Annotated in this window: 22 protein-coding genes; 12 read left to right on the top strand and 10 right to left on the bottom strand. The window is 55.9% G+C overall.

Annotated features, from left to right (window positions below):
* Nucleotides 1–76: 76 nt before the first annotated feature.
* The 3 genes from A8C75_RS13490 to A8C75_RS13500 all read left to right on the top strand — a co-directional run bounded on the left by A8C75_RS13490 (nt 77) and on the right by A8C75_RS13500 (nt 3,723).
* Nucleotides 77–1,660: a sulfatase family protein gene (locus tag A8C75_RS13490; RefSeq protein WP_067383263.1), complete on the top strand. Its 1,584-nt coding sequence runs from the start codon at nt 77–79 to the stop codon at nt 1,658–1,660.
* Between the two features lie 67 nt (nt 1,661–1,727).
* Complete coding sequence (locus A8C75_RS13495) at nt 1,728–2,210, top strand: tripartite tricarboxylate transporter TctB family protein (protein ID WP_067383266.1); 483 nt, start codon at nt 1,728–1,730, stop codon at nt 2,208–2,210.
* 10 nt (nt 2,211–2,220) lie between these two features.
* A complete protein-coding gene (locus A8C75_RS13500) occupies nt 2,221–3,723 on the top strand; it encodes a tripartite tricarboxylate transporter permease (RefSeq protein WP_067383269.1) in 1,503 nt (500 codons plus the stop codon).
* A 173-nt stretch (nt 3,724–3,896) separates the two neighbouring features.
* Here A8C75_RS13500 and catA read toward each other — a convergent pair whose 3' ends face one another.
* The 3 genes from catA to A8C75_RS13515 are packed head-to-tail and all read right to left on the bottom strand — an operon-like array spanning nt 3,897 to nt 6,316.
* On the bottom strand, nt 3,897–4,826 hold the full coding sequence (gene catA / locus A8C75_RS13505) for a catechol 1,2-dioxygenase (RefSeq protein ID WP_067383272.1): 930 nt from the start codon (nt 4,824–4,826) through the stop codon (nt 3,897–3,899).
* 54 nt (nt 4,827–4,880) lie between these two features.
* Complete coding sequence (catC, locus tag A8C75_RS13510; RefSeq protein ID WP_067292071.1) at nt 4,881–5,171, bottom strand: muconolactone Delta-isomerase; 291 nt, start codon at nt 5,169–5,171, stop codon at nt 4,881–4,883.
* 23 nt (nt 5,172–5,194) lie between these two features.
* Nucleotides 5,195–6,316 carry a muconate cycloisomerase family protein gene (locus tag A8C75_RS13515; protein WP_084784246.1) on the bottom strand — a complete coding sequence of 374 codons (1,122 nt, stop codon included), beginning with the start codon at nt 6,314–6,316 and terminating at the stop codon, nt 5,195–5,197.
* 130 nt (nt 6,317–6,446) lie between these two features.
* On the opposite strand from A8C75_RS13515, the gene A8C75_RS13520 reads away from it, so the two are divergent.
* A complete protein-coding gene (locus A8C75_RS13520; protein WP_067383275.1) occupies nt 6,447–7,331 on the top strand; it encodes a LysR family transcriptional regulator in 885 nt (294 codons plus the stop codon).
* A gap of 172 nt (nt 7,332–7,503) precedes the next feature.
* On the opposite strand, the gene A8C75_RS13525 is transcribed toward A8C75_RS13520, so the two are convergent.
* From A8C75_RS13525 to A8C75_RS13535, 3 genes are all read right to left on the bottom strand, one after another.
* Nucleotides 7,504–8,424, bottom strand: a complete 921-nt coding sequence (locus A8C75_RS13525) for a glutaminase (protein ID WP_067383278.1) — start codon at nt 8,422–8,424, stop codon at nt 7,504–7,506.
* 344 nt (nt 8,425–8,768) lie between these two features.
* Nucleotides 8,769–9,143 carry a hypothetical protein gene (locus tag A8C75_RS13530; protein ID WP_067292083.1) on the bottom strand — a complete coding sequence of 125 codons (375 nt, stop codon included), beginning with the start codon at nt 9,141–9,143 and terminating at the stop codon, nt 8,769–8,771.
* A gap of 184 nt (nt 9,144–9,327) precedes the next feature.
* Entirely contained in the window at nt 9,328–9,681 is a 354-nt protein-coding gene (locus A8C75_RS13535) for a RidA family protein (RefSeq protein WP_067292086.1), read from the bottom strand.
* Between the two features lie 384 nt (nt 9,682–10,065).
* On the opposite strand from A8C75_RS13535, the gene A8C75_RS13540 reads away from it, so the two are divergent.
* The 3 genes from A8C75_RS13540 to A8C75_RS13550 all read left to right on the top strand — a co-directional run bounded on the left by A8C75_RS13540 (nt 10,066) and on the right by A8C75_RS13550 (nt 14,209).
* Nucleotides 10,066–11,022, top strand: a complete 957-nt coding sequence (locus tag A8C75_RS13540; protein ID WP_067383281.1) for a tripartite tricarboxylate transporter substrate binding protein — start codon at nt 10,066–10,068, stop codon at nt 11,020–11,022.
* Between the two features lie 15 nt (nt 11,023–11,037).
* A complete protein-coding gene (locus tag A8C75_RS13545; protein WP_067383284.1) occupies nt 11,038–13,053 on the top strand; it encodes a tripartite tricarboxylate transporter permease in 2,016 nt (671 codons plus the stop codon).
* An 85-nt stretch (nt 13,054–13,138) separates the two neighbouring features.
* Nucleotides 13,139–14,209, top strand: coding sequence for a tartrate dehydrogenase (locus tag A8C75_RS13550; protein WP_067292095.1), 1,071 nt, complete (start codon nt 13,139–13,141; stop codon nt 14,207–14,209).
* 71 nt (nt 14,210–14,280) lie between these two features.
* Here A8C75_RS13550 and A8C75_RS13555 read toward each other — a convergent pair whose 3' ends face one another.
* Nucleotides 14,281–15,201: a LysR family transcriptional regulator gene (locus A8C75_RS13555; protein ID WP_067383287.1), complete on the bottom strand. Its 921-nt coding sequence runs from the start codon at nt 15,199–15,201 to the stop codon at nt 14,281–14,283.
* A gap of 201 nt (nt 15,202–15,402) precedes the next feature.
* On the opposite strand from A8C75_RS13555, the gene ttdA reads away from it, so the two are divergent.
* The 4 genes from ttdA (at nt 15,403) to A8C75_RS13575 (ending at nt 18,930) form a co-directional block, all read left to right on the top strand.
* Complete coding sequence (gene ttdA / locus A8C75_RS13560; RefSeq protein ID WP_084784068.1) at nt 15,403–16,302, top strand: L(+)-tartrate dehydratase subunit alpha; 900 nt, start codon at nt 15,403–15,405, stop codon at nt 16,300–16,302.
* Entirely contained in the window at nt 16,299–16,907 is a 609-nt protein-coding gene (gene ttdB / locus A8C75_RS13565; RefSeq protein ID WP_067383290.1) for a L(+)-tartrate dehydratase subunit beta, read from the top strand. The genes ttdA and ttdB overlap by 4 nt, the downstream gene beginning before the upstream one ends.
* A gap of 126 nt (nt 16,908–17,033) precedes the next feature.
* Nucleotides 17,034–17,873, top strand: coding sequence for an isocitrate lyase/PEP mutase family protein (locus A8C75_RS13570; RefSeq protein WP_067383293.1), 840 nt, complete (start codon nt 17,034–17,036; stop codon nt 17,871–17,873).
* Nucleotides 17,874–18,165: 292 nt separating this feature from the next.
* The gene (locus A8C75_RS13575) at nt 18,166–18,930 is read left to right on the top strand and encodes a tRNA (adenine(22)-N(1))-methyltransferase (protein WP_227819921.1); all 765 of its coding nucleotides are present in this window, start codon (nt 18,166–18,168) and stop codon (nt 18,928–18,930) included.
* 316 nt (nt 18,931–19,246) lie between these two features.
* Here A8C75_RS13575 and A8C75_RS23995 read toward each other — a convergent pair whose 3' ends face one another.
* The 3 genes from A8C75_RS23995 to A8C75_RS13590 form a co-directional block, all read right to left on the bottom strand.
* The gene (locus A8C75_RS23995; protein ID WP_067383295.1) at nt 19,247–19,489 is read right to left on the bottom strand and encodes a hypothetical protein; all 243 of its coding nucleotides are present in this window, start codon (nt 19,487–19,489) and stop codon (nt 19,247–19,249) included.
* A gap of 54 nt (nt 19,490–19,543) precedes the next feature.
* Entirely contained in the window at nt 19,544–19,915 is a 372-nt protein-coding gene (locus A8C75_RS24280) for an AraC family transcriptional regulator (protein ID WP_084784069.1), read from the bottom strand.
* 263 nt (nt 19,916–20,178) lie between these two features.
* On the bottom strand, nt 20,179–21,402 hold the full coding sequence (locus tag A8C75_RS13590) for an AGE family epimerase/isomerase (protein WP_067383299.1): 1,224 nt from the start codon (nt 21,400–21,402) through the stop codon (nt 20,179–20,181).
* 450 nt (nt 21,403–21,852) lie between these two features.
* On the opposite strand from A8C75_RS13590, the gene A8C75_RS13595 reads away from it, so the two are divergent.
* Nucleotides 21,853–23,316, top strand: a complete 1,464-nt coding sequence (locus tag A8C75_RS13595; protein WP_067383302.1) for a mannitol dehydrogenase family protein — start codon at nt 21,853–21,855, stop codon at nt 23,314–23,316.
* The last annotated feature ends 522 nt before the right edge of the window (nt 23,317–23,838 follow it).

Below are 23,838 nucleotides of genomic sequence, written 5' to 3' on the forward strand. Positions count from 1 at the left end.
TCTTTCCCAAAACCCCTCCCGTTGTATACCCCGTATACGCGGAGGCGTTTACACATCCAGAATCAGGTAACACAAGATGGCTGATCAACCCAACTACCTGTTTATCATTACCGACCAGCATCGTGCAGATCACCTGGGCTGTTACGGCAATACGATTGTAAAAACCCCCAATATCGATGCGCTGGCTGCGGGCGGCACTCGCTTCGACCGCTTCTATGTCGCCAATCCGATCTGCATGTGCAACCGCGCCAGCATCCTGACCGGGCGCATGCCATCACTGCACGGTGTGCGCCACAACGGTATTCCGCTGTCCACCGATGCCACCACCTTTGTCGATCTACTCAGGGATGCCGGCTACAAAACGGCCCTGATTGGAAAATCCCATATTCAGAACATGACCGGACTGCCCGCCTCCATTGGTTACAGCGCGGATGAGGGCATGTCTGAGCCCTCTAAAAGCCTGCAAGAAGCCAGCAAGCGCCTGCGCAAGGGCGATGCCTATGACCAGGAACTGAGCAAGCGCTGGCGGGAAGATCCGCAGCACCGTGTCAATGCGCCCTTTTATGGCTTTGACGAGGTGCTGATTGCCAATGATCATGCCGATCGCGTGACCGGTGACTATGAAGTCTGGCTGCAGCAACAGTGCCCCGAAGCGGACAGCCTGCGCGGCCCCGAGAACGCCTTGCCGGATGAGCGCTACAACGCTCCCCAGGCATGGCGCACCCGCGTACCGGAGGAGCTCTATCCCACGAGCTACATCGCCCTGAAAACTCAGGAATATATCGAGGAGCACGCCCAGAGCGGTGAAACAGCGCCTTTCTTCCTGACCATGTCCTTTCCCGACCCGCATCACCCTTTTACGCCGCCGGGAAAATACTGGGACCTGTACGACCCGGATCAAATCCCGCTGCCGGAATCCTTTGGCAAGGGTGATATTCCGCCACTGGAGTCCCTGCGTCAGGCACTGCAAGAAGGCAAAAACCACCGTAACAGCCAGGATCCCTTTATGGTGACAGAACGTGAAGCCCGGGAAATCACCGCCCTGACCTATGGCAGCATCAGCATGATTGATGATGCCATAGGGCGTGTGATGGAAACGCTGAAAGCCTCAGGCCTGGCCGACAATACTATTGTCTGCTTTACCTCGGATCACGGTGACTACATGGGCGATCACGGCCTGATGCTCAAGTTGCTGATGCACTATCAGGGGCTGATTCGGGTCCCGTTTATCTGGCATGATCCCACCCAAAACCAGCCGCCGATGACGGATGCGCGCCTGTGCAGCAGCATTGATATAGCACCGTCCATTTTGCGTCGCAGCGGCATCCAGCCGTTCAACGGCATTCAGGGCATGGATATTCTGAGCACGACTCAGCCTGAGCGCGATGGCCTGCTGATCGAGGAAGACAGCCAGCGCGTCATGGTCGGCTTCGACAAGCCACAGCGCGTGCGTACCTACCTGACACAACGCTGGCGCCTGTCACTGCGCCACGGTGAGAGCTGGAGCGAACTCTACGATCTGGAAAATGACCCCCATGAGCTGTGCAACCTCTGGGATAATCCCGATTACCAGACCACAAGGGCGCAACTCATTGAAGACATGATGCGCGAAAGTATCGCCATGCAGGATCGCTCGCCGCTGCCCAGCTATCGCGCCTGAACAGGCACCGGGCAGGAAAGGCTCGCTGCTAAACCATGACCCTATATGAATCCTGGGAAACCTATTCATGAACAACATTAAAAAAGATCTTGCAGCGGAACTGGCCAGCCTGACACTCCTGGCAGGCGCAGGCATCCTGCTGGTCTCCGGTGCCGCCTCGCTGCCAGGGCCGGAGTACGACCCACTGGGGCCCGCGGGCCTGCCACGGCTTGTTGGCATCGCCGTGCTGGTGCTTCTGGCAGCTCGCCTGGTGTCCATTCTTCGCCCCCGGCATTGTGCGCCGGCACAAAACAACAGCGGACCAGCACCCAAACCGCAGCTCAAGCGCACCCTGGGCAGCGCAACCCTGACCATCATCTATCTGCTGGTGATATCCATTGGAGGCCTGCCCTTCGCGCTGGTCACCGTCGCCTATCTGGCGCTGCTCGGCTACTGCATGACGAATTTTTCAATCAGGAAACTGCCACTGGTGATACTCATCGCCGCGGTGGTTGGCGTCGGGCTGAGCTATCTGTTCGCCGATGTTCTGAACATCATCTTACCGGGTTGAGGTAGCTACCATGGACCAATTAGTCTCTGCATTCGTAGCCCTGGCGCAGCCCGCCCCCCTGTTCTTTATCACCCTGGGGGTTTTCCTGGGGATCGTTGTCGGCGCCATACCCGGCCTTGGGGGCGCCATGCTGATTGCACTGCTGCTGCCCCTGACCTTTTACATGGACAGCCTGCTGGCACTGATGCTGCTGGTATCCATTTACGTGGGCTCAGTCAGCGGCGGCCTGATTACCGCCGTGATGCTGAATATGCCCGGCACCCCCTCCGCCCTGATGACCACCCTGGATGGCCATCCAATGGCGGCCAGCGGCAAGGCCGGGCGCGCGCTTAGCCTGGGGATTATGGCGTCTTTTGTGGGCGGCCTGATTTCCTGGATTTTCCTGGCGTTGCTGTCACCGCCACTGTCCCGCTTTGCCCTGCAGTTCGGCCCCTACGAGCTGTTCAGCCTGGTGATGATGGCGCTGGTACTGATTGCCACCATTTCTGAAGGATCCATGGTCAAGGGGCTGCTGATCGCCCTGTTCGGCATGGCCGTTGCCATGGTGGGTACCGACAAGTCATCCGGCTATGTACGCTATGACTTTGGCATTGATGATCTGGGTGCCGGCTTTCGGTTGCTGCCCGTACTGCTGGGCGTATTCGTTATCAGCCAGATCATCGAAGACCTGCTCAAGCCCGATCAAAAAGTAACCCAGCAGAGAGTCCCCCTCAAGGACCTGCTGCCGAGCAAACAAGACCTGGTGAAACATGGCCCCAATGCCGCTCGCTCATCCCTGATCGGCACCTGGATCGGCGTTCTGCCCGGGGTCGGCAGCGCGGTTGCCGCAATCGTCGCCTATACCCTGAGTAAAAATTTCTCCAAACATCCGGAGCGCTTTGGCACCGGCGAGGAGGCCGGCGTTGTCGCTGCCGAGTCATCCAACAATGCCTCTGTCAACGGTGCCCTGATTCCCCTGATTACCCTCGGGATTCCCGGCAGCGTCATCGATGCGATACTGATAGGCGCACTGGTCATTCATGATCTTCAGCCCGGGCCACTGCTGTTTCAAAACAGCCCGGACATTGCCTATGGCGTCATTGCCGCCGCATTCGTGGCCAACATTGTGATGGTGGTACTGATGTTCCTCGGCGTACGCCAGATCGCCTCCATCGCATCGGTCGACAAAGCCTATCTGTACCCGGCCATCCTGGTGTGCTGCGTCATTGGCACCTACTCCCTTGGCAACAGCTTCTTCGATATCTGGGTCATGCTGGGCTTTGGTGCCATTGGCTTTATCTTCCGCAAGGGCGGTTATCCGATCGGCCCCTTTGTACTGGGGTACATACTCGCGCCCCTGGCCGAAAAGGAACTGCGCAGCGGCCTGATGCTGTATGACGGCAGTATTGAGCCGATGTTTACCCGCCCCATTTCGCTGGTTTTCATTGCCATCACCCTGCTCTTTTCACTCTGGCCCTTCCTCCGAGCCTGGATGCAGAAAAGATCCCACAGCTCTGTAAACAAAAGCGCATAAAGCCACATAATGTTCTCAGGGAACCCCAGGGATAACGGAAATTTTGAAAATGCAGGAGCAATTTTCAGGGACGTACGTCCCTGTACATAAAAACGGCCGCGCTGGTGGGCGCGGCCGTTTTCGATGGCGCATAAAGACTGTCTGGCCGGTACTTGGGTACCGGCCGGCTGGACTTAGTCCTGCAGTACGCGTGGGCGGTTGCTGCGCTGCTCGGCATCCGGGGCTGCCGCTTTCTGCAGCTGGAAGTCGAAATCCAGCTCGGCGAAGGGACCTTCGATACCACGGTCCTTGGCAGCGGCGGCATCGTCGATAAAGCGGATATCACCGACCAGACCATCGCGGGTAGCGTAGGCGAAGTCGTCCCACAGGAACTTGTCGCCGGCCAGGTTGATCTGGGTGGTCAGGTGACGGTGACCCGGTGCCGACACGAAGAAGTGCACGTGCGCCGGGCGCTGACCGTGACGGCCGAGCTGGGTCAGCACTTCCTGGGTGGTGCCTTCCGGCGGGCAACCGTAACCTGAGGGCACTATGCTGCGCACGCGGTAGCGACCTTCAGCGTCGGTGACGATGCGACGACGCAGGTTGAACTCGGACTGGGTGGAGTCGAAGTAGGAATAGGTGCCATTGGTGTTGGCATGCCAGATATCGACCACGGCGCCGGCCACAGGCGTGCCATCGGTATCCAGAATACGCCCCTGCAGGAACATCACAGTACCGGCGTCTGTGCCGTCGTCCATGCGTGCTTCGCCTTCGGACATAGGTGCGCCAGCCACGTAGAGCGGGCCTTCGATGGTGCGCGGCGTACCGCCGGTGTGGCCCTCTGCAGCATCCTGGGCATCCAGCAGCAGATCGAAGTAATGCTCCAGCCCCAGACCCGGTATCAGCAGGCCAGCTTCGCTGCCGGCACCCATGCGGTTGAGGTAGTCAACGCCTTTCCAGAACTCATCCTGAGTGACTTCAAGGTCTTCAATGATCTTGGCGGCATCGTTGATAATGCGCAGGATCAGCTGCTTCATCCGTGGGTTACCCTGTTCATTGTCCAGGCCTGCGGCCTTGTTGAACAGATCCTGTACCTGGTCGGTGTGAGCCAATTTAATGGTCATGATGCATTCCTCACTTCTTATTTATGTAGGCTAGTACGGAAAAAGTACGGCTAATCAACGATCATCGGCATGGATGGACGACGCGTGGCGGCAGAGCGCCTCGACTTCGATATCCATATAGGGAAACAGCGGCAGCTGCATCAGGATGTCATGCAGTTCCTGGGTACTGTCGACATCAAACAGGCTGTAGTTGGCGTACTGGCCGGCGATACGCCACAGGTGGCGCCACTTGCCCTCGTGCTGCAGGCGCTGCGCCAGCGCCTTCTCTTCAGCCTTGATCAGCTCGATCTTGGCCGGATCTATGTCCAGGGGGATATTAACGGTCATTTTTACGTGAAACAGCATTTAAAGTATCTCCTGGGAAAAGGTTATTTGCGGCTGAAGAACGCCAGGCGCTCTTCATCGAGGGTCAGACCGATGCCCGGCGTACGGGGCACTTCCAGCTGAAAATCACGGTATACCGGCGGCTCTGTGACGATGTCTTCGGTCAGCAGCAGCGGACCAAACAGTTCTGTGTGCCAGGTCAGCTTTTTCAGCGTCAGGAAGGCATGGGCGGCCGCCAGCGAGCCGACGCTGCCCTCCAGCATAGTCGCGCCGTAAAGGCCTATGCCGGCGGCCTCGGCGATGGCGGCGGTGCGCAGCACGGCCCGCGGGCCGCCGTTCTTGGCAATCTTGAGGGCAAAGACCGAGGCCGCGCCTTCGGCCGCCAGATTAAAGGCATCCTCCACGCATTCGATCGACTCGTCCGCCATAATCGGCGCCGGGCTGCGCTGGTTCAGGCGCACCTGACCGCTGCGATTGTTGCGTGAAATGGGCTGTTCGATCAGGTCGATACCGTTGTCACCCAGCTCCTGGCAGGCGCGGATAGCCACCGCCTCATCCCAGGCCTGATTGACGTCGACACGCACCGAGCCGCGGTCCCCCAGAGCCTTCTTGATGGCGATCACATGCTTGAGATCGCGGCTGACTTCGTTGGCGCCAATCTTGAGCTTGAAGACACGGTGCCTGCGGATATCCAGCATGTGCTCGGCCTCGGCGATATCCTTGTCGGTATCGCCACTGGCCAGGGTCCAGGCGACCTCCAGAGAGTCGCGCACGCGCCCGCCCAGCAGCTCGCTCACCGCCATGCCAAGGCGCTTACCCTGGGCATCCAGCAAGGCGGTTTCAATACCGGACTTGGCAAAGGTATTGCCCTTGATGGTGCGATCCAGACGCTGCATGGCGGCATTGACGTTACTGGCATCCTGCCCGACCAGCAAAGGTGCGAAGAAACGGTCAATATTGGTCTTCATGCTGTCCGGGCTTTCGTTGCCGTAGGCCAGGCCGCCAATGGTAGTGGCCTCGCCTATACCTTCAACACCGTCGGCGCAGCGGATGCGCACTATCACCATGGTCTGGTGCTGCATGGTGTGCATGGCCAGCTGATGCGGTCTTATGGTTGGCAGATCAACGATGATGGTTTCAACCGACTCTATCGCACTAGAAATCATTTCAATACCCACTCGGTTCTAAACTTGCTTGAACCGATACTGACCTGAAAAAACGCCGGACTCCAATATTGAATTTGTCTGGTACTATACTCAGCAGGTATGAAAAGTCACTCGCCGCTTTGGAGGCTCAATGGAACTGCGTCACTTGCGTTACTTTCAGGTACTGGCCCAGACACTCAACTTCACCCGCGCCGCCGAATTGCTGCATATCGCCCAGCCGCCGCTGAGCCGGCAGATACAGCAGCTCGAAGAAGAACTGGGTGTGACCCTCATTGAGCGCAGCCGGCCGCTGCGCCTGACCGAGGCCGGGCGCTTCTTCCATGAGCACTCCAGCGCCCTGCTCGAGCAATTGACCAAGGTCTGCGACAATACCCAGCGCATTGGCCAGGGCCGCAAACGCTGGATGGGGATCGGCTTTGCACCCTCCACCCTCTATGGCGTACTGCCGCAGCTGATCAGCCGCCTGCGCAGCGATGAGGGTATTGAACTGGGCCTGAGCGAGCTCACCACCGTACAGCAGATTGAGGCGCTCAAGGCCGGGCGCATCGATATCGGCTTTGGCCGCATCCATATTGCCGACCCCAGCGTCCTCCAGATAGTGCTGACCGAAGATCCACTGGTCGCGGCCCTGCCCGCCAACCACCCGCTGCAGGGCAAGACAATCTGTCTTGCGGATCTTGCCCGCGAACCCTTCGTGCTCTACCCCGGCAATCCGCGCCCCAGCTACGCCGATCATGTGCTGCAGCTGTTTGCCCGCCACAGCCTGCGGCTGGACGTAGTGCAGTGGACCAATGAAATGCAAACCGCCATCGGCCTGGTCGCCGCCGGCATAGGCGTGACCCTGGTACCTTCCTCGGTACAGCAACAACACCGCCAGGACGTACACTACATCCCACTGCAGGAACAGGACGCCACCTCCCCCATCATCCTCAGTCTGCGCACCAGCGACAGCTCGCCGCTGGTGAGCCATTGCCGGGAACTGATTGGGGAGTTTCTGGAAGAGGCACAGCGCTAAGATGCAGCGGTGCAAGATGCAGCGCTATAAGACGTGAGCACAGAACGACAGAGCAACAGAGCATCAAGGCTGTTGGCAGCCCTGTGGCGGGAGATAGGCTAAGAGCCTGCTGACGGCATCGCTTGATGCTGAACACGCCGCTGAGCAGCGCCCTCAGCAACGGAAAAGAAAATCAATGTCCAAACACCGACCAGCCGGTTTTCTGCACCAGCATTTCCAGCGCTTCGGTGCCCAGCTTGCTGTTGCCAATTTTGTCGAGCCCCGGTGACCAGACCGCTATCGAGCCCTTGCCCGGCGCAATGGCGAGAATACCGCCGCCGACGCCACTCTTGCCCGGCAGGCCAACCCGGTAGGCAAATTCGCCCGAGCCATCGTAGTGGCCACACATCAGCATCATCGAGTTGATACGCCGCGCCCGCTGGGCCGATACCACCCGCACACCGGTGTTGGCGTTAACGCCATCGGACACCAGAAACTGGCCGGCCTGGGCCAGTTGCTGGCAGGTCATCGAAATGGAGCAGTGGTGAAAGTAGGTGCCCAGCACTTGCTCCACCGGATGCTTGATACGGCCGAACGAGGCCATAAAGTGCGCCAGTGAGGCATTGCGATCACCGGTTTTCAGCTCCGAGCGCGCCACCTTTTCGTCAATACCGATGCTGGCATCATTAGCGATAAAGCGCACGAACTGCAGAATCTCCGCCAGGGTTTCCCGGGGCTTATGCCCCATCATGATGGCATCCACAATGGCGATGGCGCCGGCATTGATAAAGGGATTGCGCGGCTTGCCGCTCTCATGCTCCAGCTGCACGATGGAATTGAACGGATCCCCCGAGGGTTCCCGCCCGACCCGCGACCAGACCGCGTCACCGAGCTTGCCCAGGGCAATGGTGAGGGTAAACACCTTGGAAATACTCTGGATAGAAAACAGATCGCTGGCGTTGCCCGCACTGAAGGTGCGTCCATCCGCCAGCGCCACACTGATGCCAAACTGCTGCGGATCAACGATGGCAAGCTCCGGAATATACTGCGCTACCTCGCCCCTGTCCTCCCGGGTGGAAAGGGTTGCGGTAATCTCGTCCAGGATGTCCTGCATGGCTGCTCCGGCGGTGCTCTGTGTTGGAATGATTATCGTGCGGCGGCCGCATTATAACCGGGGCCTGAAAGCGAGCACTAGTGTACTGCTTCGCTCTAATAGGTGCTTATAGAGCCCGCCAATGCGTGTCCGGCAAGGCGCCGTTCGCCGGTAATAGTGGGGCTCTTGCCAAGAGGGGTAACGCAGCAGGGCGCGAATGGGCGCGCTCCCTGCGGGCGAGCCGCCTGAAGGTCGTCCGCGGTGTTGCATTTCCTTGAAACAGGCCCGCTATGGCTTCGAAAATGCGCCGTGCGGCCAACCTCCTGGTGACTCGCTAAAAGCGCCTCTAAGAGCGAAGCAGTACACTAGCGGTTGATTGCAATACTGAAATTGCAGGCACCAGATTCTATAGCCTCATCAAGGGTCAAGACCCTGAGGTTGACGGACAGCTGTCCGGGTGTATTTACGGCATTCTGCTGTACCCAGTCCGCCATTGCCTGCCTCCAGGCGTCCAGCGCGGATTCCACGGCGTTAACGTCCTCAAGCAGCATGGGGGGCGCCAACAGTATCGGGACACGGGACTCCAGACCCACAGCCAGCGGCATGACGAAATCGGCCTCCAAGGCCAGACGCAACGGTGGATCTGCCAATGCATGCAGTGCCGCCAGGCACTGCTGCTGAAATTCGTCCACAGATGCCAGCGCCACAGTGACCAACCTCGGGGTTTCCCTGGATTCCATTGCACACATCCTTGAGCCTGCTGTTTAAGTCAGGGGGCCTGTCTCCCCTGCGTGAACTATTAACCTGGCAGATGAATAGCCCCTGTGCGGGCAAAAAACGCTAACGGCGGCGCAAAAGGCGGATGCCCGTCATGCTGGCGCGACCGCTCGCTTGCATGCCGGTGCTTTCATGGCCGCCTCAATCTTACTGACCCGCCGCCGCGACAAAAGCGATTTCCACCAACAGTTCCGGCCGTGCCAGTTCCGCTTTTACGCAGGCGCGACTGGGCGCGCAACCTGCCGGCAGCCAGGCCTCCCAGGCGGCGTTGAAGCCTGCGAAGTTGGCGAAATCGGTAACATAAATGGTCACGGACAGAATGCGCGACTTGTCACTGCCCACGGATGCCAGCGATGCCTCGGCCTGCTCGAAAATCTGCTGCGCCTGCCCGACGATGTCCGTGCTGGTATCACCTTCGGCGACTTCAACAAAGTGCGCGATACCGTTGTAAACAGTGGCGTCCGACCAGCGCGGACAGGGATTGATACGTTGAATATCCACAGAGAAACCCTGAAAAATGGATGATGAAATCAGGCCCGGATAATAACGGATTCCTGCTGGCGCGGTAAGGGCTTCAGGGTGAAGCAAGGGGCAAGGATAAAGGTGAAAAGTGCAAGTCCACTTTTGTAGGGGCACATCAGCCCGGAATCATGCGCCGAAGGTGGTCCAGCACCTGCAGGAGCCCGCCTGACTATTGGTCAGCCAAGTTAATAGCACTGATCTGCAGTGGGTGACGCCACTGCCGGGCAGTCACCGTGAAACCATATCAATACTGTAGTGAACCAGATTCAACAGACTAATCAGTATTGTGGTGTACAAATGTAACCGCGATAACAACTACAACCCCCAAAGGTGACCGCAGTGAATTCGAATAACCTAAAAACAATGCTCATATCCGTAGCCGCCACCACCGCGCTTGCCGTGGCCCCCTTTATGACCACGGCATCGGCAGACAGTTATCCCAGCAAGCCGGTGAACTACATCATTCCGTTCAATGCCGGTGGCGAATCGGACCTGTCAGCCCGCTTCCAGCAGGCATCTTTCGAGAAGGTCGCCGGAGCTCCCACAGTCATTCAGTATATGGCGGGCGCCGGCGGTGCCTCCGCCTGGTCACAGCTGAATAGCATGCCCGGGGATGGCTATACCATCATGGGCATCAATATTCCCCATACCATTCTGCAACCGCTACAAAAAGAAGTCGGCTATCAAACGGATGACCTGACACCGGTTCATTACTTCCATTACACACCGGATGCCATTTTCGTCCCGACCGATAGCCCGTTCAAGACCCTGTCCGATCTGATGGACTATGCCAGTAAGAATCCGGCCATGGTCACTTTCAGCGGCTCGGGCTCCAACTCCTCCAATAACATCGCCCAGGTGCGTTTCGATGAACTGGCCGGCGTAACCACTACCTATATCCCGTTCAGCGGCACCGGCCCGGCCGTGACGGCGGTCTTGGGCAGTCAGGTCATGGCCGGTTTCAACTATGCCACCTCCGGCTCGAACTACGGTGACAAGCTGCGCATGCTGGCGGTAGCGGCGGAGGAACGTCTGCCCGCATTCCCTGATGTACCCACCTTCCGTGAGCTGAATCTCGACCTGGTCGGCGGTGCCTATCGTGGCGTCGCAGTACCCTCGTCCACCCCTGAAAACGTCAAACAGAAGGTGTCGGATATCGTTTCGGCCATTAACGCCGATCCTGACTTCAAGCAGAAAATGGAAGACGGGGGTTTTGTGCTGACCGATATCACCTATGACAAGATGGACAATTTCATAGCAGCCAAGACCAAGGAATACACTGCTGTAGCAGAAAAACTCGGCATCACTGCCAAGCGCTAAGGGAGCGACCCGAGTATGGAAATGCTGACGTATCTATTTGAGGCGCTTACACCTCTCAACCTGCTTCTGGCGCTTGCCGGGGTCGTTGCCGGCACGGTAATTGGCTCCATGCCGGGCCTCTCTGCAACCATGGCGGTGGCGGTTCTGGTGCCGTTCACCTACACGATGTCTCCGGCATCCGGTTTGATCATGCTGGGTGCCATCTATACGGGTGCCATCTATGGCGGTGCCTTCTCCGCCATCTTGGTGAATACGCCTGGTACGCCGTCCGCCATCGCCACCACCTTTGACGGATTTCCGATGGCCAAGCGGGGGGATGGAGCGCTTGCCATCACCCTTGCGACCATCGCCTCGGTGGTTGGTGGCCTGGTCGGCGGCATCAGCCTGCTGCTGCTGGCTCCGCCACTGGCGGAGGTGGCGCTGGCGTTCGGACCGGCGGAGTACTTCTGGCTGGCGGTGTTCGGCCTGACACTCATATCGGCTCTGTCGGTGGGCAACACCACCAAGGGGCTGATCGGTGCCTGTAGCGGACTGCTGCTATCCGTCGTCGGGGTTGCGGTTGTCGGCGGCGATATCCGCTACACCTTCAACAGTCAGGCGCTGCTCGGTGGTATCGATATCACCTCGGCGATTATAGGTCTTTACTGCATCCCGGTACTGATTGACCTGGTCGCAACGCGGGATCCGCATATCGCGCCACAGCCGGTGAAACACCGTTCTTATTTAACTGAGGCAGTACGGATTGCGCTGCGCGGAAAATTCAATATGCTGCGCAGCTCCGTCATCGGCACCATTGTGGGCATTCTGCCAGGTGCAGGCGGGTCTATCGCAGGCCTGGTGTCCTATACGGAAGCCCGACGTGCATCCCGTCATCCCGAACGCTTTGGCAAGGGCGAACCCGATGGGCTGATTGCCACTGAGTCGGCCAATAACGCAACCGTTGGCGGTGGCTTCATCCCGACACTCGTGCTCGGGATTCCCGGTACGCCGCCCGATGCGATCATTCTCGGCGCCCTGCTGGTGCAGGGCATCAAGATCGGACCGACGCTTTTCACCACCCAGGGTGACATCGTCTATACGTTCATTTACGGCCTGCTGATTGCCACACTGCTGATGCTGCCGGCGGGCCTGCTGCTGGGACGCTATGCTTTCAAGTCCATTTCACGCACGCCCAAGACACTACTGGTACCCACGATTGCGTTCCTGACCGTGATAGGCAGTTTTGCCATTCACAGCAACAGCCACGATACACTGACGATGTGCATTCTCGGCGTGCTGGCATGGGTACTTAATCGTTATGGTTTTGCACCGTCTCCGATCGTGCTGGGACTGGTACTGGGACAGATTGCAGAACAGGGCTTCGTGCAGACGTACCTGATCGGCAACGCCCAGGGTGCAATCGTCGAAATGTTCTTCGGTCGCCCGATCAGCCTGGCCATCATTATCTGCGCGGCCCTGACCCTGCTCTACCCTCTGATTGGCGAGCACCTGAAGCGCCGCAAAGACAGCAAGGCTGGCGTGGAACGGGATATTACCGCAGCAGCGGCTCAGCCCCTTACGACCTGCCGCTCTTCTGCCGTTATCGGCTTCGCGGCACTCTTTATCGCCACAGGCGTTGGCGCCTATGTCGAGACCCAGGACATGTCGGCCATGGGTGCGGTATTCCCGGGAACCATCGCCACCCTGCTGGTCGTGCTGTCGGCAATCCTCGCGGTGCAGCAGTTGCGCCGGCCGCGCCGGCAAACCCTGATAGCGGGCACCACTGCATCTGAGGCTCCCGGTGCGTCCAATATCCGCCGCCTCGTTACGGTCATCGTACTGGGTGCGTGGGCGCTGCTGCTACCGGTGCTTGGCTTCTTTGTCTCGAGCTGGCTGGCGTTCGTGGCGCTGACGGCGGCGACTACCTTCGAATGGCCAGACAAAAAGGAAATCATCGTCAACCTGATCAGCTCAGTCGCTATCGTTGGCGGATTTTACCTTCTGATGTCCAGGGTTCTGCTGATCAGAATGCCGGACGGCCTCTTCTTCTAAAAACCACCGATATCCTGGCGCCGTATCCGTTGCGAAAGCGGTGTGAAGAAGGCGCCAGGATGCCAGCGCATGGAAGGAACACAGAATGAACAGCACTATCAAGAAGCACAGGATTGCGGTTATTCCCGGTGACGGCATCGGTCACGAAGTGGTACCCGAGGGGCTACGTGTACTGGATGCAGTCAAAAACAAGTTCAATATCGATCTTGAGTTTGAACACTTTGAATTTGCATCCTGCGATTATTACCTGCAGCACAACAAAATGATGCCGGACGACTGGAAGACACAGATCGGTACTCATGACGCCATTTTCTTTGGCGCCGTGGGCTGGCCCGACAAAGTACCGGACCACATTTCCCTCTGGGGCTCGCTTATTCAGTTCCGTCGCCAGTTTGATCAGTATGTATGCCTGCGCCCGGTAAAACTGATGCCGGGCGTTCCCTCGCCGCTTGCCAATCGAAAAGTGGGCGATATTGATTTTTATGTCGTGAGGGAAAACAGCGAAGGCGAATACTCCAGTATGGGCGGCCGAATCTTCGACGGCACAGACCAGGAAACCGTACTGCAGGAGAGTGTCTTCACGCGCCGCGGCACAGACCGGATCATGAAATATGCGTTTGAACTTGCCCGCAGGCGCAACAGCCATGTTACCTCGGCAACCAAGTCGAACGGCATTTCCATTTCAATGCCCTTCTGGGACGAGCGTTTCTCCGCCATGGCGGAACAGTACCCGGATGTCCGGGCTGACAAATATCATATCGACATATTGACGGCACACTTTGTTCGCAACCCCGACTGGTTTGACGTGGTGGTCGCATCCAATCTGTTCGGGGACATTCTTTCGGATCTCGGCCCCGCCTGCACCGGCACTATCGGAATCGCCCCATCCGCCAACCTGAATCCGGAAAACCTATTCCCGTCACTGTTTGAACCGGTACATGGCTCTGCGCCGGATATCTATGGCAAGGGAATCGCCAACCCGATTGGTCAGATCTGGAGCGGCGCCATGATGCTTGATCACCTTGGTTACTTTGATGCAGCCAATTCAATTATGACGGCCATCGAAACGGTACTGGCAGAAGGCCCCCGCACACCGGATATGGATGGTCATGCAACAACCGAAGATGTCGGCAAGGCGGTTGCATCCGCCATTTAATTGAACAAGTCTATAGATTGAGTGCCCGCGAGTGGTATAACCAGTCGCGGGCCAGCATTTAGGGGCGCTGTTTACCACAGTGCCCTTTTTATCTTTCCTGCATTTTCTATCAGAAATGACTCTCTGAGATAATCCACAAAAACGGCGACCTTGGCAGAAAGATTCGCCTTCTCAAGATAAACAGCATAAATATCCGCCGGCGGCGTCGAGTAATCCTCAAGCAGGAGCTCCAATCGGCCACTGCGTACGTACTTGGCCAAATCCCACTCTGCTCTCATCAATATGCCGTGGCCATCCAAGGCCCACTTCAGCGCCACCTCGCCGTCGTTGGTACTCAGTCTGGTATGGACCTTGATCGACTCCGTCCTGTCGCCACGGGTCAGGCGCCACAAACTTGAAGACTGATTATTCTGACGTAATACAATGCAGTTATGCCCTGACAACTCTGCGGCCGAATTCGGTCGGCCATGCTGTGCCAGGTATGAAGGTGCGGCACACAGTAATCGTCTGTTATCAGCCACCTTTCGAGCAACCAGACGCGAATCGGGTATATCGCCAAAACGTATGACTACGTCTATTGATTTGTCAGGCAGGTTCACCGGGGCATCGGTTAGCGTAAGTTGAACCTCCACTTCGGGATAAAGCTTGATGAACTCCGAAACAACGGGCGAAAGATAGCGACGACCAAACCCAAGTGGCGCATTGACTCGCAGCAAACCTCCGGGGGTTTCCTTTCGGTTTGAAACCAGAAGTTCCATTTCATCAATATCGGACAGAATCAAGACCGCGCGAGACAGATAAATTTCGCCCTCTGTCGTCAGGCTTATCTTCCTGGTCGTACGGTTAACAAGCCGAACACCCAGCCGTTTTTCCATCAACGCCAAACGTTTTGTCACCGCCGACGGCGTTATATCGAGATCCCGCGCCGCCGCCGCAAGGGATTGATTCCTGGACAAGGTAACGAAGAAATACAGCTCCGAAATATTACTCATAATGAACCTTCAGGAAATACTGATTTGAGCAGATTTCAATCATACATTATTCGCAGGGTATAGAATAGCAAAACCAAATCGGCACTATAGACAACCTTTTGAACACTCAAAAAATATAAATAATTTTAAATTGAAAATATTAAATACCAATTTAAATTTTAACCCCAAATACCTAATCATACATAAGTAAGGAATAGAGCCTTGAATAAAGAAGAAGCGATCCTGAGACTGACCGATACTATGGCGAAATTTACCAGCTATATCGGCAAGCGTTTACCCAGAGATGTTATAAAGAAACAAGCTGAACTGCGCAAGCTGGAAACCAACCCCCTGGCGATAGAAATCTACGACGTCATGGCCGAAAATCAGGACGCCGCAGACAAGCTGGACCGCCCCAGCTGTCAGGACACCGGAGTAATACAGTATTTTATTGCCGCCGGCTCGAACTTCCCATTGCTTGGTGAGCTGGAGGGCATTCTTGAAAATGCAACCCTGGGAGCGACCAGGTTAGGACCGCTGCGCCACAATGCCGTAGAAACATTTGATGAGAAAAACACCGGTACAAACACCGGCTCGAAAATCCCCTGGCTGGATTGGGAAATCGTCCCCGGCGAAGACAGTGCAACCATCGATGTCTATATGGCGGGTGGCGGTTGTACCCTACCAGGCGCATCCAAGGTCCTGATGCCAGGGCAAGGATATGAAGGTGTAGCAGAATTTGTTCTGGACGTAATAACGTCTCGGGGCATTAACGCCTGCCCACCTCTGCTGGTCGGCGTGGGCGTTTCCACCTCAGCCGAAACAGCTGCACGCCTGTCTAAAAAAGCGATTCTCCGCCCTGTCGACTCGCGCCACCAGAATGATAATGCCGCCAAAATGGAAGAACTGCTGGAAGAGGGGCTCAACGAATTGGGCATTGGTCCCCAGGGACTGACCGGCAATAACAGTGTCATGGGTGTGAATATCGAGTCATCGGCTCGGCACCCCTCAACCATTGGGGTCGCTGTATCGACAGGATGCTGGTCTCACCGCAGAGGCAAGATTTGTATTAATTCGGACCTTTCCTATGAAATCATGTCCCACGACGGAGTAGTACTGTGAAAAAAATCCTGACAACACCCATTAAAGACGAAGACCTTGCAGAGCTGAAAGTCGGCGATATCGTTTACCTGACGGGGCAACTGGTAACTTGCCGTGATGTCGCTCACAGGCGTCTTGTTGAACTGGGAAGAGAGCTGCCGGTGGATATCGTTGGCGGTGCCATTTTTCATGCCGGCCCCATAGTCCGTGAAAACGAGGATGGCAGCCATGAAATGATTTCAATCGGCCCCACTACTAGCATGCGAATGGAAAAATTTGAACGTCACTTTATCGAAGAAACAGGCGTAAAACTCATCATCGGTAAAGGCGGCATGGGGCCGGAAACCGCCGCCGGCTGCCGTGAAAACAAAGCCGTACACGCCGTTTTCCCTGGTGGCTGCGCGGTTGTGGCCGCAACCAAGGTGGAAGCGATAGAAGGCGCTGAATGGAAAGACCTTGGAATGCCGGAAACCCTTTGGATAAATCGTGTCAGAGAGTTTGGCCCTCTCATCATTTCCATAGACACGCAGGGAAATAACATTTTCGAAACTAACAAGGCCCGATTCAATGAGAGAAAGGGACCAATTCTCGAAAAAATGTCAAACCAGCTAAAATTCATAAAATAATCAAGTTTACATAAGCTCAGTTAAAGCTCGCGCAACTTCACAAAAACAAACCACTTTAAAACAGGAGTTGCGCGAACTGTTTATCCGTAAAACCCGGTATTAGTAACATAATTAAGGTTCACCAGTATGAGAGACGAGCGTTTCCGAGGCATTCTCGAAGCATCAGGCCTGGAGCGATTGGGCTCAGTCTATAGCCCCTTGACGGCGAGAATGGCCCGAGATGTCGGGTTTGAATATGGCATTGTGGGTGGATCCATTGCCGCCATGGCACTACTGGGGGTCCCCGATATCAGCCTGATTTCATCCACTGAACTGGTTGATTTTGTAAGAAGAATTACCCAATCGACCAGCCTTGCAATAATCGTGGATGGCGATGGAGGCTACGGCAACCCACTCAATGCCATGCGGCTAGTCGCAGACCTTGAACAGGCCGGCGCCCACGCGGTTACGCTTGAGGATACGGTATTTCCAGTTCCGCAAAAAAAATGTACAGGACCGCTGGTAGACCCCGCGCAACATGCTGTAAAACTAAAGTCAGCTGTTCAGGCCCGAAAGTCGCTATCCTTTGGGATCATAGCGAGAACATCAGTATTAAAGAATGAATCTATCGAAAGCGTTCTTGATCGAATCTCATTATATGCTTCAACCGGTGTAGACGCGATTTGTCTGACCCAGGTTGAGGATATTAACCTCCTGAAGCGCGTATCCTCATCGACAGACCTGCCCCTGATGTTAATAAACCACAACAACGAAGACCTAATGTCCCCTGCAGAGCTTAATGAAAATAGAGTAAGACTCTATCTTTCCGGGCATCAGTCTTTTGAAGCATCACTGGTCGCAAGCTACCTTTCATATCTGTCACAACGGGATAATACCAGCCTGTCCAGAGTACTGGGCGCGAAGGAAATCGCCAGTATCTATAACAATGAGACACTCTACGCAAACCTGATAGAAGAATTTATGTAAATAGCCTGCCGCACTCGCTCATTAAATGGTTGCGCTGTACAAAAGCATCAGCTCCCAGGGCAACAGGCAGCACAAGCAACAGCAGCCAGGGAAATACTCACCCGTGGTCATTTCCGGGCGCCCCCTGCCCTGAACCAGGCCAGCATGGCGCATGCGGACTTTGAAAGTGCAGGTATCAGCCACCGGGTTGCGGGACTACTAGGGCCGCTGCTTCTCCCTGCTGTCGAAACCCACTACAATGCCCGCTTTTCGGCACCTTTCACCCAACAGACAGCGCACCACAGGACAGGCATTGGGCATCACACTCGGAAAGCGGCTTGCACAGATCGACGCCATGGTCACAGCCGACTATGCCCATATCTGGGATTGTTGCTGCGACCACGGCTTGCTGGGGGCGAAGCTGTTGTCACGCCACGCCGCAAGCTGTATCCACTTTGTCGACCGAGTGCCCGCGCTTATGCACGCGCTGGAGGCGAAGCTGCAGCATTTCTATCCGCTGGAATTGCCACAACCGGGGTCACAATCAGGACCAGAACCGAGCCCACCTTCACAGCAACCCCTGCCACACTGGCAAGTGCACTGTATCGATGTTGCCGCCCTGCCGCTGCAGCAACACCCCGGAAAACACCTGGTGATTATCGCGGGTGTCGGGGGTGATCTGATGATGCAACTTGTCGCCACGATTCATAAGAAGCATCCCGCAGCGGATATCGACTTCCTGCTGTGCCCGGTACAGCATCAGTTTGCACTCAGAGAGCAACTGATCCAGCTGAATTTTGGCCTCAGGACAGAAGCCCTGGTGGAAGAGAAGCAGCGTTTTTATGAAGTCCTGCTGGTCTGCACCCATGCAGTCAGGACCCAGGACTGCACGAACATCAGTGCCGTTGGCGAGCAAATATGGCAATCATCCGGCGGCGCCCAGACAAAAACCGCATTTGGCTACCTGGAAAAAACCATCCGGCATTATCAACGCATACAACGGGGTAATGCTGTTGATGTTCAGCCTATTATCCAGGCCTACCAGGCCGTGACGGTTAGCGCGGCGGCAGAGAGTTAATACTGGATGTGGATGTGGATGTGGATACAGAAAACGCTATTTTAACGAATGATTTCCCCTCATCTTTCGCCTTCCAGACTTATTCATACATTCCCTAAGGGGGCTCAAGCAACATTCCCACTTACCTTAACGGTCATATTCTTGCGGCTTTGCATCAGTGTATAACCGCCACTCACGACAATGAGCAGGCCTCCACACAAGGTTAATACATCTGGACTTTCATCAAAGACAAATATCGCCAGAACAAGTGCAAATAATAAACGGGTATAGCGAAAAGGCGATACAACCGAGACGTCACCTGTTCGCATGGCAATCGTTAGCGCATTGTAATGCGACAACACAAAAAACCATAGATGCCCAGTTGCATATTAGACAATACCCGAGGCGCAAGCTCACGCCCGGCAAAACCAAAGGTGGCGACCACTGCGAGTAAAGACGCGACTTCAAAGCCATCGAGGCCTGGCCGAATAATCAACAGCACCCCAATAAAGCCCACCAGAAGCGCAAGCCATCGCTTTACCCCCACCTTTTCACCAAAGAAAATCGCTGCACCTATCATGGTGATTAAGGGTGTCGCCTGCAGGATGGCCGACGCATTCGATAATGTGGCAGTCTACATTGGTGGAAGATATACATCCGTAATCATTTCATCGTCTTTAAGATCTGGCCCAACATTAACGTAATGAAAGAATATGGGAAACTCGCCAAGCTTCTCTGCGCTATTGGGCAGCCATTCCTCATACATATAGTGCGCAGCACTAACATAATCATGCGATCCATAATGTCGGGCCACAGCACAGCGACACGCCGGTATAACCTTGCTGATGACACCCTGCGGATTCGCATCCACGTCCTGCTCTACCGAAACACACAGGTCTACCCGGTACTCGCTGGCAGCTACTTTGCGTAGATCGTTGTAGTGCACACCATTGGAACGATAATCAGGCAGAAGCGGTAGCTTGTTCTCTATGCGCCAGGCGACCAGGCGACCAGGCGCCTGATTGACACATGTTCCAGCGCGGGTGAGCCGCGATGCTCAACAACGGCGACTTTAGTGGCCGGGAAGTCCACTATTCGAACGTCCATCAATTCTCCAGGCCTTTAGATTTAAAATTGCATATTGATGTGCGGCGAAAATACGCTTGAGGAAGCATTACTTCAAGCAAAAACGTCCATCATAACCGCTGCGAGCGCCACGCGTAGCGCTTGAACCATCCCTGGCCCAAGACATATTTTCTACGATACTTGCTATTGGGTTAGCACATTCAGCACTTCATAGCAGGCGCCCATCGTATGATAATCCGTCTTGTTCTTGTAAGACTTCCTGTCATCATACTTGGCATTATCTGCTGTCAGGATTCGATACCAGGCGCCATATTCATGATCGACAAAATACTTGAAACTGTAGTCCCATATTTTGTCGTACCAGGCCCAATAGGTCGTATCGCCGGTTCGATCTGCCAGCAAGGCGGCAGCAGCCAGGCTTTCGGCTTGAACCCAGAAATACTTGTCCTGATCATAGGCCTGCCCCCCGAGGTCATACCCATAGATAAGCCCCTGGTTCTCGCTGTCCCAACCGTGCGCCATGGCGCTATCAAACAGTTCCTTGGCCCGCTCCAGGCGCCAGGCTTCGGGCCTGTGCCTGTCCAGAATCAGCAAAAGCTTTGTCCATTCCGTCTGGTGGCCCGTCTGCACACCCCAGGGCCTGATACTGTTGGTTTTGTCATTGCGGTTATAGTCCAGATCCGGCCGCCAATCCTGAGTGTAATGTTCCCATACATGGGCGTCGGTCTCCTGTGACTGTCTGAGTGTCATATGGCTGGCCAACAGGCAGGCGCGGTCAAGAAAAACGTCGTCCTGGGTGGCTTCGTAGGCTGCGATCAGTGCCTCGCAGCTATGCATATTGTCGTTCTGGCCACGATAGGGATCCAGCGTCCAATCCACGCTGGCCTCGCTGGCATAGAGCTCGTGCTCCCTGTCCCAGAATTTATCTTCCAGCAGATCGAATGTTTCATACAGCCAGGCCTTGGCCTCAGGTACGCCTGCATCCACAGCACAGGCGTAGGCCAGCAGCACGAAGGCCAGCCCATAACAGTGATTATGGTCATCCAGAACATTCCCATCCTGTAGAACCCAGGCATAGCCACCGGTTGCCGGATTTCGATGTGACTCTCTTAAAAATTTAAGTCCATGGACAACACGTGACTTGTATTTTTCGTCGCCAAATTGACCATAGGCTTTTGCATAATTGAATATAAACCGGCAGGAGGCCACCAGTGTTCTAAGGCCCGAATCGAATACAGTGCCGTCATTCATGTAGCAATGAAAAAAACCTCCGGCCGGATCAACCGATCGACCTTCATAAAAGGACAGTGTATGGCGTATATGCTGCAGCAGAAAGTCTCTGCTCTTGAAATTGATATCGCTACTTTCTGGCAAGCCATGCCCGGTTTTATTTGCGCTATTTTCCATCACATTCAACTCGCTAACTAATAAACAGACTGCTGCGACAAACAGGGATCTCTACACAGCGACTCGAAAATACCCACTCCACAGCACTGGCGAACGGCGGCAAGACCGCGCAATCCAAAGGCTTCAATAGCACGGCAGAGTCGAGCAGCCAGCGCTGCCAAGCTGATAGCCATTAGCCCATTGAGAGTCATTCGCTCAGGCAAGCCACCGAGCACCGGTCACATTGGAGTACCAAAAGCCCAGGCCGGAGCCAATCTTAGCCATAAAGGGCCGACAAATCACTAGAAACCTCAAATTGGCATACCAATTAACCTGAAAGTATTGATTCAGACTTACAAGTGGTTCAGTATGCCTGGCAGCACCCGTGACCCTCGAACAAAGTGGCATACCAAAACAATGCTGAATGATCAGACTCGAGTGCCGCCATTCGACCAACAGGATGAAGAGCCCATGCCTCAAACCCGGCAGATTGAATCCATTCCGAGCACCTACGCTGCAAACGACGTAGCCACCGGCATCGTCCACCTGGGCCTGGGCGCCTTTCACCGTGCCCACCAGGCCGTCTATCTGGAGCGCTACCTGCAAGCCCAGGGCGGCGACTGGGGCCTGTGCAGTGCGAACATTCGCGCCAACCAGGCGCTGGCAGATCAACTGACCGCCGCCGACTGTCGCTACCATGTGGCCGAATACAGCAGCCGCCAGCAGGTGGTACTGCGTGAGATCAGGGCCATTCGCGAAGCCCTGTTTGCAGGCTCAGACGCGGGCCGCGACGTTCTGCTGGCACGCATGTCAGCACCGGCAACCCGTATCGTTACGCTGACCATTACCGAAAAGGGCTATTGCCTGGAACCCAGCACAGGCAAGCTTCGATTCGATGACCCTGCCATCCAGCATGATCTGGCCCAGCCGCACAGCCCCAGAACAGCCCCCGGTCTGCTGGTCGAAGCGCTGAACAGACGTTATCAGGCCGGCACAGCGCCCTTTACCGTGCTCTCGTGCGACAACATGCCCCATAACGGCCAGCGTACCCGGGCAGCCGTACTGGCGCTCGCGTCCCGCCAGAATGCAGAACTGCATGACTGGATCGCCACACATGTCTGCTTTCCGAGTTCCATGGTGGATCGTATCGTGCCTGCCATGACCGAGGCTGATTTCAGCCGCCTGAACCAGGATCTGAACTGCGACGACAAGGCCGCGGTGATCTGTGAGTCATTCAGCCAGTGGGTTGTGGAGGACAGTTTCAGCCTTGGCCGGCCGGACTGGGAGCAGGTTGGCGTACAGATGGTGGATGATGTCACACCCTTTGAAACCATGAAGCTGCGCATGCTCAACGGCAGTCACTCCCTGCTGGCCTACCTGGGCCAGCTCGCGGGCTTTAAAACCGTGGCCGAGGCCATGCAGCAACCGGCCATGGTGAGCTTCCTGCGTCGTTACATGCAACACGAAGCCATGCCCACCCTGCAAGGTGTCGAGCAAGCCGAGATGCTGGCCTATGCCGAACGTCTGCTGGCCCGTTTCGCCAACGACAGCCTCGAACACCAGCTGCAACAAATTGCGATGGATGGCTCCCAGAAACTGCCACAACGCTGGCTCAACGGCAGTCAGACCCTGCTGGATGAAGCTCTGCCCATGGAGTGCACCGCCCTCGGCATCGCCGCCTGGATCATCTACGTGCAACAGGCCGGCACCCGCAGTAGCGAACTCAATGACCCCCTGGCGCAGCGCCTGTTAGACCTGGTCGCCGAGCACAGAGACCAGCCCGCTGCACTCTTGTCAGCTTTCCTCGCCCAGCAGGATATCTTCCCGCAACAACTGGCGTCCGATGCCCGCTTCCAGCAGAACATCACCCAGGCCTATAACGCACTAAGCCAGGGCTCGGTGATTGAGCTGTTGAATAAGTGTTCTGGGGATTGAAAAGAGAATGTGGCGCTGATGATGCGATCAGCCTGAGCGATATAATCGCCAGGCTGAGGCGACCCGCTTCATTTCTTGTTATGCAACAAGAAGGGTATTTAGCAGTTTTGTGCATTCGGGCGCATCGACGTGGTCTTATAGCTCATATTGCGCCTTGCTGGCGCGATACTTTCTTTGCTCGCGCAAATAAAGTATCCAAAGAAAGCACGCCCCAATGAAGCCTTATTGCTGTGCTCTGTGATCATTCGGCGGGCTCCGCTGAAGGTACTTACATGTACCTCATCGCAGGCGCAACAGTCCCTGTTACGCCCCTGTGGGCCAATTCGCCGAATAACCCCAGTGCTCACCGGCATACGGCCACGGATGGCCGGTAGCCAGAAAATGCAGGAGCAATTTTCTGCTCATAAAGGGGAATCGGGGCCACTCTGATATTTCAGCTGTTTTGAATGGTGTAAAGGCGGTCGCAAAAGCGAATACATGGCCAGGGCCCGTTCTCATTTTAAGCAACCGGCCTCATTAGGT

Origin of the sequence: Marinobacterium aestuarii (genome assembly GCF_001651805.1) — a bacterium.
Lineage (GTDB): Bacteria > Pseudomonadota > Gammaproteobacteria > Pseudomonadales > Balneatricaceae > Marinobacterium_A > Marinobacterium_A aestuarii.